Source organism: Lujinxingia litoralis (assembly GCF_003260125.1).
In the GTDB taxonomy this organism is placed as follows: Bacteria; Myxococcota_A; Bradymonadia; order Bradymonadales; family Bradymonadaceae; genus Lujinxingia; species Lujinxingia litoralis.
In genome coordinates this window covers 131,063-148,495 of sequence record NZ_QHKO01000004.1, presented here as the reverse complement: position 1 = coordinate 148,495, position 17,433 = coordinate 131,063, and the positions used below count along the sequence as shown (strand labels likewise).

Genomic DNA, 17,433 nt, shown 5'->3' with positions numbered 1-17,433 from the left:
ATGGGTTCAGGTGAGGTTTAGAGTGCCTCGCACTCGTCCACACCGGTGATGCCATAAAAGTCAGTGTCAACGCTCTCGGAGATACTCAGGCCGCTGCAGCCTACCAACGTGGAACGGTTGACGGTGATGCCATGATGACCGCTACCACTGATCGTGACATCTTCCACGAACACACGTGCTGACGAGGTCAGATAGAGGCCGGTTTGAGAAGGGTAGGTGACATCCCACCGGGCTGAGCCCGGATTGATGAGCTGAACGTTGATAAGCTTATTGTCATTCGAGAGGCTTCCTTCGAAGTGGACGCCTTTCCAGTAGCCCGTAACGTCTTCCAGGCCTTCCATGATGATGGGATCAGCGTCGGTGGCGTCGGCAGCGAGCTTGCCAGTTTCGCTGATCAGAAGGCCAACATCCTTGGCATAGCGAATGCGAAGACCGGGGCTCAGGGTAAGGAGCGCCTCCACGTCGGTCTGGGTCTCCATCTGTACGGGAACGGCAAAGGCCGGCCAGATGGCATCTTCCGTGACGGCGATGGCGCTATATCCGCTACCGTTCTTGACCACAATGGCCTGAGGGTCGTTGCCCTCAAAACTTAAATCTTCGCTAAGTTGGGCAATCGTGTTGGCGTGGGTGCGAATCGGCTCTTCGTTATTTTCAAAATGCGAGCTTTCGACGACAACCCGAGTGCTATCGCTCGCGATACTGAGGGCAGCGAAGCTGTTGTTTCTAAAGGTGGAGTTCTTGATGTTCAGAGTCGCGTTGTCGCCCACTACAAAGAGTCCGCCACGGTGCGAGCTTACAACGGAGTAGGCCTTGCCGCCGGCGTCGGCCAGGGTCAGGTAGGAGATTTGGTTGCTAGCGGAGGTCGAGTTTCCGTAAGAGATCCCACGCCAGTCGCCAGGCTGGCCGTTGGCGGAGCCAAAGACGATCGGAGCCTCTTCGGTGCCCTGCATGGCCAGGAAGCTCTCGCTGCCGGCGACCTCGACCTTGCTATCCTGCTTCATCGTAAAGGTCGCACCGGCAGCAATGGTGACTCCAGCGTTGATCTCCATATTGGTCTGAACGTTGTAGGCGTATCCGGGAATTGTTCCGTTTCGGACGAGGACGGTGGAGTTGGTGTTGAGGCTTGAGAGCACCTCAATGGCGTCTTGATCATTACCCTCAAACTTCAGGTCGTCTCCCATGTTGACAAGGTGATTGCCAGTTACACGGAGGCCGAGTTCATTGCCCGAAAAGACAGTATCGTTGATAGTCACCTGGCTTGCGTCACGTGCGACGTGAATGGCGGCGAAGCTGTTGTTTTCAAAGCGGCAGGACTCAACGCTTAATTGGACGTCACGTGCACCGACAAACACGCCTCCCATAGAATCACTATGAGCGTTGAAGCGTGCGCCGCCGGCATCACGGAGGGTCACGAATTTCAGGGTGTTCGATGCACCTCCCGTGTTAACAAAGTAGAGCCCGTCCCAGTATCCGCGTTCCTCCTGATCGCCGCGCAGCACGATGGTGTTGTCTTCCTCACTGCGGGCGTCCAGGTTGCCATCGCCCGAAAAGACAAGCGAGGCGTCGCGCTCGAAGAAGATCGTGACGCCCGGTTCGATGACGAGCGTGCCGCCTTCTACGCTCAGGTCATCGCTGACCTGGAGCAGGTGTTTCGCACCAGGGTTCCCCCGGCCGAGATGTCCGCGTTGAATAGAGTTTCGCAGCTGGCCGGATCCTGATGGCGATCGTTATCGCCGGATTCCCCGGTGATACAGCCCACGCCCAGGCTCAAGCAGAGGCCGCCGACGAGAGTGAAATTGCTTGCACGTTTCCAGAGAAGATTTATTGGACCCTCCCTAGTTTTTAGTGTGTGTAGCTTCACCAAATTATTTTATGTGAAGCAGATAAATACGAGAACGTTGCGCCCTGTTAGACGCTGAGTGCTCTCGTGTATTTAGTCATGTTTCGGATCTGTCAAGAGATAGGGGGGAAGTCAAAACGCAAATGTCGATGCTATAGTGCATTCGCGCTGGCAGGGGATAAAGCTGCGTTGTGACTCCTGACAATGTAGGGTGAGCATGCGACTCATGACGGTGGCGAAAGTCTGTTTCGACTAATGTCAGGATGTGCGCTCTTTTTTGTGCGATGGTTTAAATGCTACCCGGGACCGGATTTTGTCGATTGAGGTGTATTTAGGGCAGGGTTGCCATTTTGGGCAAAGAGCTCGGGTGTCGGGTGCCGTTGTGTTGACGTAAAAAAAGCCACCCCAGTTGAGGGGCGGCTTTTTTACGCTCGCGTCAGCGGCCATTAGCCACCGACGCGTCTTTCACAGGTGACTTAGAGGGGCAGGCAGGCCGTGGCGTCGGCCACCGCGCCAAAGAAGTCTTCGCCGGCGCTGCCGCTGATGTTCAGGCCGGTGCAGCCCACCAGCTCACCCTCGGTAAGGACCACAATGCCGTGCTGACCGCTGCCGGTGATAGTCAGATCTTCGACGGTCACCCGTGAGTCGCCGTCGATGTAGAGCGAGGCCTGGTGATCCGAGTTGCCGGTCCAGCGCTTCGAGCCGGCGTTGATCAGCTCGACGTTAATCAGCTGGTTGTCGGCGGTGTAGGAGCCGTTGAAGCCAATGCCCATCCAGAAGCCGCTGAGAGCTTCTTCTCCGCGCATCACGATCGGGTCGGCGTCGGCAGCGTTGGCCGTGAGGCTGCCACCGTCAACGTCTAAGCCAACGTCGGTGGCGAAGATAAGCTCGGTGCCCGGGCTCAAGGTGAGGTGACCCTGAATATAGATGAACGTGCTGACGAAAAGGGGCACTTCAAAGGCGGGCCAGGTGGCGTCAGCGACTAACTCTACCGTGTTACTGCTGACATCCTTGACCTCAATGACGTTGCTCTCGTTCTCGCTGAAGGTCAGGTCGGCGGCAAGGTTACCGATGGTGTCGGGGTGAACGATGATCGGCACTTCATTGTTCTCAAAGTGCGAGGCGCTGACCGAGACTTTGGTCGTGAAGGACTCGACGTGAATTGCTGCGAAGGCATTGTTGACGAAGGTCGAGTTGGCGATCGTCAGGCGCGTGTCGTCGCCAACGACGTAGATGCCACCGAGCGAGACGGAGGAGCCGGTATTTTGGGCGCCGCCAGCGTCTTCGAGCGAAGCGTAGGTGATGGCGTTGCTCGAGGAGACGGCGTTGTTGAAGTAGAGCCCGCCCCAGCCACCGCGCTCGCCATTGGCGGAGCGTAGGGTGACCATCGCGTCTTCGGTGCCGGCGATGTTGAGCGAGCCGGCGTCATTGTTCACCGCCAGGCGAGTGTCCTGGGCGAACTCCAGGGTGGCGCCGGCGGCGATGGTGACGTCGGCCTCGAGAGTCACATCCTTGGGAAGGCGGTAGGTGTAGGCCTGCCAGGTACCCGAGTTGGTAGCGGTCGCATTGCCGCCGGTCATGAGAATATGGTCGGCGTCGTTCCCGCTGATGTTCAGATCGCCACCGAGCGCCGCGAAGTGGTTGGGCCGCAGGCGCAGCGGAAGCTCGTTGCCGGTAAACGAGGTGGTTTCAATGGTGACGGTGCTTCCGTCGTCGTCGGCGTGAATGCCGGCAAAGGCGTTCTGTTCAAACGCGCAATTCGAGACGCTCAGACGCGACTCGCCACGCACATAGACCGCACCTTTGGAGTCGCTGGAGCCTGTGAACTGATCGCCACCGGCGTGGCGGATCGTCACGTACTCCAGCACGTGGTTGGAGGTGCCCGTCTCGTTGATGTAGATGCCGGCCCAGTAGCCGCGCTCCTCGTCGACGCCACGGATAAGGATCTCGTTGTCTTCTTCGCCCAAGGCCTCCAGGGTGCCGGTACCGCTCAAGGTGATGGAGCTGCCTGCACCCATAAATACGGTGGTGCCGGCCTCAATGACCAGGGTGCCCGAGGAGACATTGATCCCACCGTTGATCTCGTAGCAGCTGTCGTTGGAAAGGGTGGCGCCGGAGGAGACGTCGTCGTTGGTCAGATTTTCGCAGCCTGAGGGGTCATCTGGATTGCTATTATTGTCGGTGACGCAGCCGACGCCGATGCTCAGGCACAGGCCGCCGAAGAGAGTGAGATTGCTGGCACGTTTCCAGAGAACATTCATTTTACCCTCCCTGCCTTTTCAGGATGTGTAGCTTCACCAAACCATTCCATGCGAAGCAGACAAATACGAGAACGTTGCGCGCTCTTAGACGCCGCGGGCTCTCGTGTATTCAACGATGGGGAGGTGTGTATCAAGGGTTGGGAGGGAAATCAAAAGCCAATGCGGGTTGCGCTCACACCGGGCCTATCGCCTGCGATGGCGAGCACAGACCGCGATCGCCTCGCTCAATGTGGCCGGGGGATGCACCAGCGTGGCGAGCTCGTCGACCGGGAGCCCGTAGCGCACGGCCAGGGCCAGTTCCATGATGGCATCAGCGGCGCCGGGGGCCGCCAGGCGAGCGCCCAGAAGATGGTTGGAGCGGCGATCGCAGATGAGTTCGATTAAGCCTTGAGGGGCGCCGGTGGGAGGGCCAAGAGGGTGGGTGCTCAGGTCCAGCGAGAGGCACTCGGCGTCGAAGCCGGCCGCCTGAGCCTGGGCCTGATTCCAGCCCACGCCGGCGAAGGAGGGGTCGGTGGGGATGACAAAGGGGGCGGTGTGGGTGTGACCGGCAGTGCGGGTCGGGAGGACCGCATTGTGGGCAGCCAGGATGGCGTCTTGAACGGCGGCGTGGGTGTGCCGGCCTGGTCCGACGACGTCGCCCGCGGCGTAAATCAGGGGGTGGGAGGTGCGGAAGGACTCGTCGACCTGAATAAAGCCCTGAGCATCGGTTTCCACGTCGGCGGCGTGGAGGGCCAGGCGATCGGTGGAGGGGTGTCGGTGGTCAACCACGACCACCTGGGCGGCGCTCCAGTGGGTGGGGGCGCCGCGGCGGGTGCCCAGCGCGCGCGCCTGGCCATTCTTGCGTTCCAGGTGGGTCACGGTGCAATCTGGCTCCAGGATAACCTGATCGTCGCGGAGCGCGTCGCGGAGCAGCGCCTCCCAGCGCTCGCCATGTTCGGGATCCAGAAAACGCTCCCGTTCGCTGAGCAGAGTGACTTTGCTCCCCAGGCGAGCAAAGGCCTGGGCGTAGGTCAGCCCCAGGTCGCTGGTTCCGAGCATCAGGATGGATTCGGGGAGTTCGTTGCAGTTGACCAGGTCCTGGAGGCGCCAGACCCCGGCGCCTTCAATGCCGTCGATCTCCGGGGGGGAGGAACTCGCGCCACAGGTCAGGAGCGTACGATCGCACTGCCAGCGTTTGCCGTCGACCTCCAGGGTGTGGGCATCGATAAATCGGGCGTATCCGTCAATGAGTTCGAGCCCGGGCCGTCGTTGCAGGCTCTGGACCAGCGCGCGGCGCGCAACCTCGATGGAGTGGGTCACGTGGTGACTTAAGGCGTTGAGGTCGACTTCGGTACACACCCCTGTTTGTCCGGGCGTAAAGGGGGGCGCGGTGCGCCGGCGGGCGGTGGCGGCTTGCATGAAGATGCGGGCCGGAAAGACGCCAACATTGATGGCGTTGCCGCCCAGAGGGAGTCCGGCGTTAACCAGCGTGACCCGGGCACCGTGATCGGCGGCCCACAGGGCCGCCGCGCAGCCGGCCGAGCCTCCGCCGATGATGGTCAGGTGAATGGGTGCTTCTTCCTGCGTCGTCTGCGCCATCGTCTGCCCTGGAGAGGGGGGCCATGCCCGGGCAGAGGTCGATGCGTCCGGCCTGTGGGCGGCTCCCCCGAAACCTGTCTGGTTGAGCGATGGGCCGCCCCCGGCGAGCCCGTTGCCCCCCAAAGAAGGGCACCGGCGGGCGTCTTTCAAGGCACGCGCAGCAAGATTCGATCGATGCTCGCGGCCTGATCCTGGCGCGCCATACTCAGCCACTGGCTGCGCGCGATGAGCAGCGCGTGGCGCGCGCGCGCGGGCTGGCCGGCCAGCAGCGCTCGTTCGCCGGCATCGCGGGTGATCACGGCCAGATCGGCGTCGACAAATCCGGTGCTCTCCAGCAACTCCATGCCCTGACTCAGGTGGTGATCCCATTCGTCCCAGCGGCCATGGTGAGCGGCTGCCGGGAGGTTGGCCAGATGCGCGAAGGCCAGATACCCGTCGCGTTGCGAGCCCTGAAGGAGGCTGAGGACTTTGCGAAAGAGCGGGGCGGCATCGTCGACATGGTTCTGCACCAGGCGCACCATTCCCAGATTGACCAGAATGACCAGGTCGTCGGTGATGCCGATGCGCTCGAGCATGGCCAGGGATTCCAGGTAGGCGCGCTCGGCCTGGTAGAAGTTCCCTCCCTGCCGATGCACCTCCCCCAGGTTATTGAGCGCGCTGGCGACCTCGCCGACGTCGCCATGACGCTCAAATACCTCGCGGGCGTGCAGGAGCATGGCTGTGGCGCGTTCGGAGTTGCCCAGTGTGGTGTAGAGCGCCCCCAGGGCCATCTCCACCCGGGCCAGCTCCAGCTCTTCGCCGGCACGTCGAAAAAGTTGCCGTGCGCGGCGGAAATGCTGCTCGGCCTCGTAATACTCACCGGCCCAGTAGCGTAGCTCGGCCCGGGTCTGGGTGGTGCGGGCCTGGCCCAGGAGGTCGTCGTCGGCATCAAAGATCGCTTCGGCCCGCTCCAAAAAGGTTAGCCCCTCGGGGATCTGGCCCCGGCGGTTGGCCACATCGGCGCGCAGCTGCATGGCCCAGCCCACCAGGCGGACCTCCTGCCGGGCTTCACCGACCTCGGCGGCTCGCTGGAGGACCTCGTCGGCGTCGGAGAGTTCGTCCTGGCGGATCAGGAGCTTGGCACGCTCCAGCCACCCCTGGGCGCGGCGCAGGTCGTCGGCCGGAGCGCTGAGCTCATCGAGCAGACGCTGGTAGCGCTGGCAGTGGCTATGCGCGAGTTCAAACTCGCAGCGGACCCGGGCCTGGGCGGTCGCCTGGAGCAGGGGCTGGAGCGCGGCCTCGCGTTCGCCAGCGGCGATCAGGTGGCGGGCGCGTCGCAGCGCGATGCCCGGATGCTCCGGGGAGTAGAGTTCGGCGAGCGCGCGGGCGCAGTGGGCATGATGGCGGGCCAGGCGGCCTTGTTCCCGGGCCAGGCGAACCAGCGTTTCGCGCAGGGCCTCGTGGGTGAAGCTCCAGCTACCGCCCTGCAGTGTGGCCAGATCGGTGGAGACCATCTGATCGACGGCCAGAAGCGGCAGCGCCACTCCTTCTTTACGGCAGACGGCCTTCCACTCTCGGCGGTGGACCTCGGTGCCGAGCACTGCGGCCAGCTCCAGGCCGAGAAGGGCGTCGTTGGGAGCTTCGCCCGGCTCTTGATGCACGAGCAGGCGCAAACGCTCCCGAAAGACCTGGTGAAGATCGGTGGGGATGGCGCCCGATTCCCCTTCGACCAGGCGAAATCCGCCCGGTCCCAGCTCCAGCACCCCGCGCTCAACCCAGTCGCCGACGAGCTGCACCGCGTAGAGGGGGTTGCCGCCGGTGCGGGCGGTGACCTGGTTGACCAGGCCCGGGTTCAGGCCGAGCAGCCGGGTGACCAGCTCCCGCTGGTGCTCCTCGCTGAGCGGTCCGACCTCCAGGGTAGAGACCGGCTCCTGACGAGCGAGCGCGCGCAGACGTTGCAGAGCCAGCGGGCGCTCCAAAAGGGCGTCGGTCTGCACCGTGCCCACCACCAGCAGGGGCAGCGCCTGAGACTCGGCGGAGTGGAGCAGGTGCTCCAGCCAGGCCAGCGTGTCGTTGCCCCACTGCAGATCGTCGAGCACCATCAGCAGGGGGCGGTGGGCGGCAAAGCGCCGTAAAAAGCGCTCGACCACCACGTAGCGCTCCGAGGGGGTGCGGAAACGGATGCGCGCATCTTCCTCGCGGTAGTCGGCGTGGGTGGCGGCGCAGATGATCTCGGTCAGGGCCAGGCAGTCGTGCAGATCGTCGGGGCTCAACGAGGCGTCGGCCACGCTGTGGCGCACCCGCTCCAGGATGCGTTCGCGGGAGAGCCCCACGCAGCGCAGGTGGTTGGCCAGCATGCCGCCCAGGCCATCGGCCTTGCCCTCCTGGGGGCTGTGGGTGGCGGTGAGCGGGGTGGCCGCGCCCAGCTCGTGGGCGCGCTCGGCCATCCAGCTGGCCAGGCGGCTTTTGCCGGTGCCGGTGCCCCCGCGCAACAGGGTCAACCGAGGGCTGGAGCGGTAGGCCACCTGACGTAGGGTCTCCCAGATCTGATCGCGTTCGGCCTGACGGTCCACCAGGGGGATCTGACGCAGGCCGAAGAGTCCCAGGCCCACCCCGACCAGATCCAGCGAGAGCGGAGGCGCCTCTTTGCGATGCCAGGTCCGGGGCACGGAAAAGGACGCTCCCACTGCTCGGTGGCGTGGCGAGGAGGGCGGGCGCTCCAGGGCGCGGAGCTCCGGTACCGAGGGCGGGGCGTGAATCACGTCGCTGATGATCTCGGTCATGCCGAGATCCTCACTCAGGGAGGAGGGCACCACCGTCGGGCTCAGCGGCGCCACAAAGCCCAGGGGCGCGGGCTGGCCGGGACGCTCCTGGCCCGGGGGCTCGCCAAGGGCAAAGAGGGCCTGGGCGGCGTCGGTGGCACGCTCAAAGCGGTCTTCGGGGCGTTTGGCCAGCAGCCTCCCCAGCCACATCCCGAAGTGGGGGGGCACGGCAAAGGGCGCGCGCAGCGGGGGGAGCTCCCCGTGTAAATGCCCCTGCAGGATCGCGTCGGTGTCGCCGTCCCGAAATGGGGGCTCGCCGTCGACCAGCCAGTAGGACAGGCAGCCCAGGGCGTAGAGATCGGTCCAGGGTCCCTGCGCGCGCCATTGCCCGGTGATCTGCTCGGGAGACATAAAGCGCGGGGTGCCCGAGACGCGTCGGGGCTCTTCGTCTTCGGCGGTGGGCTCATCGTCCAGGGCGTGGGCCAGGCCAAAGTCCGAGAGTTTGAGCTGGCGGCCGTGGGCGCCCTCAACAAAGAGGACGTTGGCCGGCTTTAAGTCGCGGTGGATCACCCCGCGGGCGTGCGAATGGGCCAGGGCATCGAGGATGCGCACCAGGATGTTTCGCACATGCCACCAGTCCAGCCGGGAGCGGTCGAGGTCCTGAAGGCTGTAACTGGCCAGCTCCATGGCCAGCCAGGAGGAGCCGGCCACAAAGCGCCCGCCGGTGTTACGCTCGACCGCGGCGCTGACCTCTCCGCAGTCGAAGACCATAATGATACCCGGGTGGTGCAGTCGGGCGACCGCGCGCACCTCGGCGCGCAGTGCCGAGCTAAAATGGGGGTCCCGGGCGCGGCGAGCCGACATCACCTTGATGGCCACCTCGATATCGCGGGCTTCATGCACCGCGCGGAAGACCTCGCCCATGCCTCCTTTGCCGGCGCTGGCCAAGAGGCGAAAAGGTCCAAATCGTGTGGGAGGGGTGGCAAGGGCCAACATCGTTTGTCCGCGGGCCAGAGGCGCAGGTCTTCACCGGTAGGTGAGGCGTGAGTGTAGAACACCGGCGCGGAATCAGGAACACAAAGCCTGCTTCCGTGAGGGCGCAAATGTGCAATATGCCCGGATCCTGATGCGAAGATTGTGCCAGCAGGGTGACAACTCTTGCTGGCCATCCGGTGCCGGGCGGGCCGAGGGGGCGTTTCGGGCCGGCTCAGGAGGTCGGTGCGCCGCCTGGTCAGGCGCAGATCGCGATGGAGACGCCAGTGTAGGGTATCCGGCGCGGGCACTCGATGCCCCGGATGGGGGATAGGGGCCCCGTCGTCGGGCCGGTGGTCGCCGGCATGGCCGAGACGCGCCCTGAGGCAACAGGGGCGAGGGCGGGGAAGGGAGCATCACGCGAAAACGCGCCGGCCAAGAGGTGGCGGGCGCGTTTCATCGGGGCGATACGAGAGAGGGAGGTGCTTGTCAGGGCAGGAAGTCGCGGCCGGAAAAACGCATCGGCAACAACTCATCCAGGGTGGTGAAGCGGCGGGTGCCGGAGGTGTTGAGCATCAGGATGGGGAGGTCGTCGCAGAACTCGGCCAGGACCTGGCGGCAGATGCCGCAGGGAGCCGAGGGCTCGTCGACATCGGTGACCACGGCCAGGGCGACAAAGCGTTGCTGACCGCTGGCCACCGCGGTGCCGATGGCGTTGCGCTCGGCGCAGACGGTGGCGCCGATGGTGGCGTTTTCCACGTTGCAGCCCACCACCACCTCGCCATCCTCGGTCAGGAGGGCGGCGCCCACCGGAAAGTTGGAGTAGGGGACATGCGCATGCTCGCGCACCTGGAGCGCGGCGCGCTCCAGGCGAGCCCAGTCCTCGTCAGAGATCTCGGCGAAGCGTTCATCGTTCTGCGTCATCGGTGCCTCCTGGAGGTGGGGCCTGCAGGCCTCAGAGGGTGTGAGCGATGGCCTGGACGAGTCCGCGCACCAGGCCGGTGAAGGTTTCCCGGACGCGGTCGGCGGTCTCTTTGACCTCGTCGTGGTGGAGCTTGGTGTCACTTAAGCCGGCGGCATAGTTGGTGATGCAGCTGATGCCGGCGACCTTCATGCCGCAATGGCTGGCGACGATGACCTCGGGCACCGTGGACATACCCACGGCGTCGCCGCCCAGGGTGCGCAGCATACGCACCTCGGCCGGGGTCTCGTAGCTGGGGCCGGCGACACCGGCGTAGACCCCTTCTTTGACGGCGATATCCCGGCTGTGGGCGACCTGGTGAAGGAGCTGGCGCAGCTCGGCGCTGTAGGGATCGCTCATATCGGGGAAGCGCGGTCCGAAGGCGTCTTCGTTGGGGCCGTGCAGGGGGTTCTGCCCGGTGAAGTTGATATGATCGTTGATGATCATCAGGTCGCCGGGTTTGTAGTCGGCGTTGATGCCCCCGGCGGAGTTGGTGACCACCAGGTGATCGATGCCCAGCAGATGGAAGGCGCGCACCGGGAAGGTGACCTCCTGCATCGACCAGCCCTCGTAGAAGTGCGAGCGGCCCTGCATCACGACGACCGGGACGCCTTCGAGGCGCCCGAAGACCAGGCGGCCTTTGTGGCCTTCGACGCCGGAGACCGGGAAGTTGGGGATCTCGGCGTAGTCAATGGCGGTGGCGTCGTCGAGCTGATCGCCGATGGCGCCCAGGCCGCTGCCCAGGATCATGGCGATGCGGGGGGCGTCGGTGATGCGGGCTTTGAGGAAGTCGGCGCTGGCCTGGGCACGGCCGGCCAGATCGGAGGTGGGGTGGGCCATCATATACTCCAGCAAAGGTATCGGGTTCGTCGCCCTGTTGAGTGGGGCTTTGCAGAGCCCGGGGCGAAGAAGAGGGGCCCGCGCCTGGCGGGGCCCCTCCAGAGGTCGGGGTCAGCTAAGGTAATCAGATCAGGATGCCGGCGATGGTGGCGGTCATAAACGCCGCCAGGGTGCCGCCGAACATCGCGCGCAGTGCGATGCGAGCCAGGTCCTGCTTGCGCTCCGGAGCGATGCCGCCGATGCCGCCGAGCTGAATGCCGATGGACCCGAAGTTGGCAAAGCCGCACAGGGCGTAGGTGGCGATGATGATCGAGCGATCCGAGAGCACGACGTTGGGGTCGAGCAGGAGCTGCTGCAGGCTGCCGTAGGCGACGAGCTCATTGATCACCATCTTTTCGCCCAAAAGGCGCGCGATGGTGTAGCAGTCTTCCACCGGCACGCCCATCACCCAGGCAAAGGGCCAGAAGACGTAGCCGAAGATGTCCTGCATGGTCACGACCGGGGCGATCCAGGAGGAGGTCATGCCCGGGGCGGCCTGCATGGTCTCAATGCAGCCCACCATCGCGGCGTCGGCGACGGTGGCCGGGTCGCAGCCCTGGGGAATCGTCATGCTGGCCGCGGCGTAGGCCTCGGCCAGCGAGCCCAGGGTGGAGGCGTTGATCATCAGGCTGGGCCAGGTGATCAGGTAGTTGATCAGACCGATCAGCGCGATGAAAGCCAGGAGCATCGCCGCGACGTTGAGGGCGAGTTTCATGCCTTCGGCGGCGCCGCGGCTGGCGGCGTCGAGCACGTTGACGTCCTCGCGCAGGTCTTCCATCTCGAGTTTGCCGGCGGTGGCCGGGTGGCCGGTCTCCGGGTAGATGATCTTGGCGATGACCAGAGCGGCCGGGGCGCTCATCACCGAGGCCGCCAGCAGGTGGCCGGCGATGTCGGGGAAGGAGGGCTCCATCATGCCCACGTAGATGGCCAGCACCCCGCCGGCCACGGTGGCGAAGCCGCCGGTCATCACGACCATCAGCTCGGAGACGGTCATGTTTTTCACAAAGGGTTTGACCACCAGGGGGGCTTCGGTCTGGCCCACGAAGATGTTGGCCGCAGCCGACATGCTCTCGGCGCCGCTGATGCCCATGGTGCGCTGCATGACCCAGGCAAACATGTGCACCAGCTTCTGCATGATGCCCAGGTGGTAGAGCACGGTCATCAGCGCGCTGAAGAAGATGATGGTCGGGAGCACGGCGAAGGCGAAGTTGATTAAGCCCCCTTCGACCGAGCCGGTGACGTAGCTGGCGAAGATGAACTCGGCGCCGGAGTTGGTGAACTCCAGGAGTTTGCTCACCGCGACGGTGGCGATCTCAAAGACCTTCTGGCCGCCGGGGACGTAGAAAATAAAGAGCGCAAAGCCCAGCTGCAGGCCGGTGCCGATGGCGACCAGGCGCCAGTTGATGGCGCGGCGGTTGGTCGAGAGGAGCCAGGCCACGCCCAGCAGGGCGAAGATGCCAAAGAAGCTCACAAACTTCTCACCCAGCGAGGAGTCCTCTCCCTCCATCTCGCCGAGCTTAAACTGCCCGGCTTCGGCGTTCTGAGCGGCGACGTTTTCGCCGGCCTCGCCGGCCTCGGCGGGCTTGGCTTCCTCCGTGGGCGCGGCCGTCGGGGCGGGCTCGGTGACCTCCTCGGCGGGCGCCGGGGCCTCGGCCTCAGGTGAGCCCTCGCCGGCTGAGGCGTCGGGCAGCGCGGCGTCATCGCCCTGGGGGGCGGTGTCGGGAGATTCGACCGCTTCCTGTGCCACCGATGGCGAGGACTGGCCGACGATCATGCCGGTGACGATCACCGACGAGCAGAAGAGGAAGACAAACCAGGCCATCGCGTACAGAACGCGACGCTGAGCCTTCTGGCGGGGGCTGTGCATAGGGACTGCTCCACGAGGGGGGGGCCGAGAGACGCGCCACTCTATGCCCAAAGTCTTCCCGCTGACAAGGCAGCCTGTGCCGGTGGGAATGTTGGCAAAGAAGGGCTCGTTGGCTATACCCGAAGCCGCGCGTTTCCAGGAGTTGAACGCGGCCAGACCTGACTTTTAGCGCGGAGCGCGATGATGCGACGACAGATTCAGAAGTTGATCGACGATGAAATCAACCCTTTTGTGGCCGGCCACGGCGGTAAGATCGAGCTGGTGGACTACCTGGACCGCAACGTTTACATCCAGATGATGGGCGGCTGCCAGGGGTGTGCGGCCTCTTCGGCCACGTTGAAGCAGGGCGTGGAGCGCCTGCTTCGCGAGGCCTTTGCCGAGGATATCGCGCAGATCATCGACGTGACCGATCACGGCTCCGGCGATAACCCCTACTACACCGAGAGCCCCTTTGATTAGGGGCCCCGGGGCCTGCGGCCCCGGACGCGGGATGGAGTGAGGCGCGCGACCGCTGCGGTCCGCGCCTCTTTTTTGTGGTGTGAACGTCGCGCCGGGCGGGCTTCCGGAGGCGGCATCAAGGGGTGTCTCAGGCACCCGGAGCAAGGAGCAGGGCGATGGAAAAGGGGCGAACCCCGGCGAAAGAGGCGATTGAAGCAGCGCTCCGGGAGCGGATTCTGGTGCTCGACGGGGCGATGGGCACGATGATTCAGCGCCACAAGCTCGGCGAGGAAGACTTCCGTGGCGAGCGTTTTGCCGACCATCCGAGCCCGCTCCAGGGGAATAATGATCTGCTGGTGTTGACCCGTCCGGAGGTCATCGCCGGGATCCACCGGGAGTATCTGGAGGCCGGGGCCGACATCATTGAGACCAACACGTTTAACGCGCAGCGCATCTCGATGGCCGACTACGCGCTGGAGGACGTGTGCTACGAGCTCAACGTGGCCGCCGCGCGCCTGGCGCGGCAGGTGGCCGACGAGGTCAGCGCACGTCCCGGGGAGCGGCGTCGTTTTGTGGCCGGGGCGGTGGGGCCGACCAACCGCGCGCTCTCAATGTCGCCGGATGTGAACCGGCCGATGTACCGGGCGGTGAGTTTTGATGCGATCCGCCAGGCCTACGCCGAGCAGATTGAGGGCCTTTTGGAAGGGGGCGTCGACCTGCTGCTGGCCGAGACGGTCTTTGATACGCTCAACCTCAAGGCCTTCATCGTGGCGATGGAAGAGGTCTTTGCCGAGCGCGGGGAGCGGGTGCCGCTGATGATCTCGGTGACGATCACCGATCGGAGCGGGCGGACGCTCTCCGGGCAGACGATCGAGGCCTTCTGGACCTCGGTGGAGCACGCCCGGCCGCTGAGCGTGGGCATCAACTGCGCGCTGGGCGCCGAGGAAATGCGCCCCTTTATGGGGGAGCTGGCGCGCCAGGCGCCGGTGTACACCAGCTCCTATCCCAACGCCGGGCTGCCCAATGAATTCGGGGAGTATGAGCAGTCGGCCGCGCAGATGGCGGCGATCATTGAGGAGTTTGCTCAGCAGGGCTGGCTCAACGTGGTGGGGGGCTGCTGCGGGACGACCCCGGAGCATATCCGGGCTATCGCCGAGAAGGTCGCCCCCTACCCGGCGCGGGTGCCGGTGGCGGTCAGCCCCCTGACGCGATTCTCGGGGCTGGAGCCCTGCGTGCTGCGGCCGGATGCGAACTTCACCATGGTTGGCGAGCGCACCAACGTGACCGGCTCGCGCAAATTCGCGCGGCTGATTAGGGCTCAGGACTATGAAGAGGCGCTCTCGGTGGCTCGCCATCAGGTGGAGGGGGGCGCGAACATCCTGGATGTGAACGTCGATGACGGGATGCTCGACTCGGTGCAGGTGATGACCGACTTTTTGAATCTGGTGGCGACCGAGCCCGAGATCAGCCGGCTGCCGATCATGATCGACTCCTCGCGCTTTGAGGTGATTGAGGCCGGGCTCAAATGCGTGCAGGGCAAGGCCATCGTCAACTCCATCAGCCTCAAAGAGGGCGAGGAGGTCTTCCGTCGCCAGGCCGAGACGATCCGGCGCTTTGGGGCGGCGGTGGTCGTGATGCTCTTTGATGAGGAGGGCCAGGCGGTGACGCTGGCGCACCGCCGGCGCATTGCCCACCGGGCCTACGCGATCCTGCGCGAGGTGGGCTTTGAGGGGCGCGACATCATCTTCGACGCCAACGTGCTCACGGTGGGCACGGGGATGGCCGAGCATGATGACTACGCGGTGGGGTTCATCGAGGGGGTGCGCGCGGTTAAGGCTGAGCTCGAGGGGGTCAAGACCGTCGGCGGGGTGAGCAACGTCTCGTTTTCCTTTCGCGGTCAGAATGCGGTTCGCGAGGCGATCAACGCGGCCTTTCTCTACCACGCCATCGCCGCCGGGCTGGACATGGGCATCGTCAACGCCGCGCAGATCGAGGTCTACGACGAGATCGACCCGGAGCTGCTGGAGCTGGTCGAAGACATGTTGCTCAACCGGCGTCCCGATGCCACCGAGCGCCTGGTGGACTTTGCCGAGAACTACAGCGCCGACCCCCGGCGCCAGGTGGCCGAGGCGCAGTGGCGCGAGGGGAGCGTGGAGGAGCGCCTCAAGCACGCGCTGATCAAGGGCATCGTCGACTACGTGGAAGAGGATGTGGCCGAGGCCCTCCAGCACTACCCGCGGGCGCTCGATATCATCGAGGGGCCGCTGATGGCCGGGATGGGGGTGGTCGGCGACCTCTTTGGGGAGGGCAAGATGTTCTTGCCCCAGGTGGTCAAGAGCGCGCGGGCGATGAAGAAAGCCGTGGCCTATTTGCTCCCGCAGATGGAGGCCGAAAAAGAGGAGGGCCAGGCCCAGGGCCGGGGCACCATCGTGATGGCCACGGTGAAGGGCGATGTGCACGATATCGGCAAAAACATCGTGGGGGTGGTGCTGGGCTGCAACAACTACGAGGTGATCGATCTGGGGGTGATGGTGCCCGCCGAGCAGATTCTGGACGCGGTGGTGGAGCATCAGGCTGACATGCTGGGCTTAAGCGGGCTGATCACGCCCTCGCTCGACGAGATGGTGCACGTGGCCCGGGAGATGGAGCGGCGCCAGATGAGCACGCCCCTGTTGATCGGCGGGGCGACGACCAGTCGGCGCCACACCTCGATTAAAATCGCCCCGGAGTACAGTGGTGAGGTGGTGCACGTGGTCGACGCCTCCCGGGTGGGCGCGGCGGTGGGCGGGTTGCTTGGCGAGGAGCGCGAGAGCTACGTGGCCGAGGTCCGCGCGCAGCAGGTCCGCGACCGCGAGATCTACCAGCAGCGGGGCCAACGCCCGATGCTCCCGCTGGCCGAGGCCCGGGCCCGGCGCATCCCGATTGCGTTTGAAGCCGCAGACATCGCCGAGCCGAGCTTTCTGGGCGTGCGTCAGATCGATGACCTCTCGCTGGAGGCGCTGGTGCCCTACATCGACTGGACGCCCTTCTTTGTGGCCTGGGAGATCCGGGGCGCCTACCCGCAGGTGCTCGACGATGAGCGCTACCGGGAGATCGCCCGGGAGACCTTTGATCAGGGGCGGCGGATGCTCGATGAGATCATCGCCGATCGTTCGCTGCGGGCCAGCGCCGCCTGGGGCTTCTTTCCGGCGGGGGCCGAGGGCGACGATATTTTGCTCTTTGAAGACGAGGCGCGCACCCGGGTGCGGGAGCGTCTGTGCATGTTGCGCCAGCAGCGTGAGCGCCCGGGTAAGGAGCAGGCCAACCGCTGCCTGGCCGACTACATCGCCCCGGTGGAGAGCGGGTTGCCCGACTATCTGGGGGCCTTTGCCGTCTGCGCCGGTCACGGGATCGAGGAGCTGGTGGCGCGCTACCAGCGCGACCATGACGACTATCGCGCGATCATGGTCAAGGTTCTGGCTGACCGGCTGGCCGAGGCCTTTGCCGAGTACCTGCACCGTCAGGCGCGGGAGGCCTGGGGCTACGGGCAGGGGGAGGCGCTGAGCAACGAGGCGCTCATCGCCGAGCAGTATCGAGGGATTCGTCCGGCGCCGGGGTATCCGGCCTGTCCGGACCACACCGAGAAGGCCAAACTCTGGGAGCTGCTGGATGTGGAGCGGCGCATCGGGCTCCAGCTCACCGAGAGCTTTGCGATGTGGCCCACCGCGGCGGTCTCCGGCTGGTACTTTGCGCACCCGTCGGCCCGCTACTTAAGGGTGGGCGATGTGGGCAAAGACCAGATCCAGGATTACGCCCGTCGCAAGGGGATGAGCGTCGCCGAGGTCGAGCGCTGGCTGGCGCCCAACCTCGGTTACTGACCCCGGCGCAGCGCGCCCCGTAGGGCAGAGGGGCGCGCT

10 protein-coding genes are annotated in these 17,433 nt (G+C 65.0%); 3 read left to right on the top strand and 7 right to left on the bottom strand.

What is annotated here, in order from left to right; genetic code table 11:
• Window positions 1-17: 17 nt before the first annotated feature.
• Window positions 18-1,181 (bottom strand): hypothetical protein, encoded by a 1,164-nt coding sequence (locus DL240_RS10170; protein WP_146618225.1) that lies wholly within the window; start codon window positions 1,179-1,181, stop codon window positions 18-20.
• A gap of 189 nt (window positions 1,182-1,370) precedes the next feature.
• Between DL240_RS10170 and DL240_RS10165 the strand changes: the two genes are divergently transcribed.
• Complete coding sequence (locus DL240_RS10165; protein ID WP_111729782.1) at window positions 1,371-1,718, top strand: hypothetical protein; 348 nt, start codon at window positions 1,371-1,373, stop codon at window positions 1,716-1,718.
• Window positions 1,719-2,316: 598 nt separating this feature from the next.
• Here the strand turns inward: DL240_RS10165 and DL240_RS10160 are convergent.
• From DL240_RS10160 to DL240_RS10130, 6 genes are all read right to left on the bottom strand, one after another.
• A complete protein-coding gene (locus DL240_RS10160; protein ID WP_111729781.1) occupies window positions 2,317-4,101 on the bottom strand; it encodes a right-handed parallel beta-helix repeat-containing protein in 1,785 nt (594 codons plus the stop codon).
• Window positions 4,102-4,284: 183 nt separating this feature from the next.
• A complete protein-coding gene (locus DL240_RS10150; protein WP_158542473.1) occupies window positions 4,285-5,679 on the bottom strand; it encodes an FAD-dependent oxidoreductase in 1,395 nt (464 codons plus the stop codon).
• Between the two features lie 146 nt (window positions 5,680-5,825).
• Window positions 5,826-9,416: a serine/threonine-protein kinase gene (locus tag DL240_RS10145; protein WP_111729779.1), complete on the bottom strand. Its 3,591-nt coding sequence runs from the start codon at window positions 9,414-9,416 to the stop codon at window positions 5,826-5,828.
• Window positions 9,417-9,881: 465 nt separating this feature from the next.
• Entirely contained in the window at window positions 9,882-10,316 is a 435-nt protein-coding gene (locus tag DL240_RS10140; protein ID WP_111729778.1) for a cytidine deaminase, read from the bottom strand.
• A gap of 31 nt (window positions 10,317-10,347) precedes the next feature.
• Window positions 10,348-11,193, bottom strand: coding sequence for a purine-nucleoside phosphorylase (locus DL240_RS10135; protein ID WP_111729777.1), 846 nt, complete (start codon window positions 11,191-11,193; stop codon window positions 10,348-10,350).
• Window positions 11,194-11,317: 124 nt separating this feature from the next.
• Window positions 11,318-13,099, bottom strand: a complete 1,782-nt coding sequence (locus DL240_RS10130; protein WP_199589787.1) for a NupC/NupG family nucleoside CNT transporter — start codon at window positions 13,097-13,099, stop codon at window positions 11,318-11,320.
• A 183-nt stretch (window positions 13,100-13,282) separates the two neighbouring features.
• Here DL240_RS10130 and DL240_RS10125 point away from each other — a divergent pair, with 183 nt between their 5' ends.
• Entirely contained in the window at window positions 13,283-13,558 is a 276-nt protein-coding gene (locus DL240_RS10125) for a NifU family protein (protein ID WP_158542472.1), read from the top strand.
• Window positions 13,559-13,713: 155 nt separating this feature from the next.
• Window positions 13,714-17,394 (top strand): methionine synthase, encoded by a 3,681-nt coding sequence (gene metH, locus DL240_RS10120; RefSeq protein WP_111729775.1) that lies wholly within the window; start codon window positions 13,714-13,716, stop codon window positions 17,392-17,394.
• Window positions 17,395-17,433 lie beyond the last annotated feature (39 nt).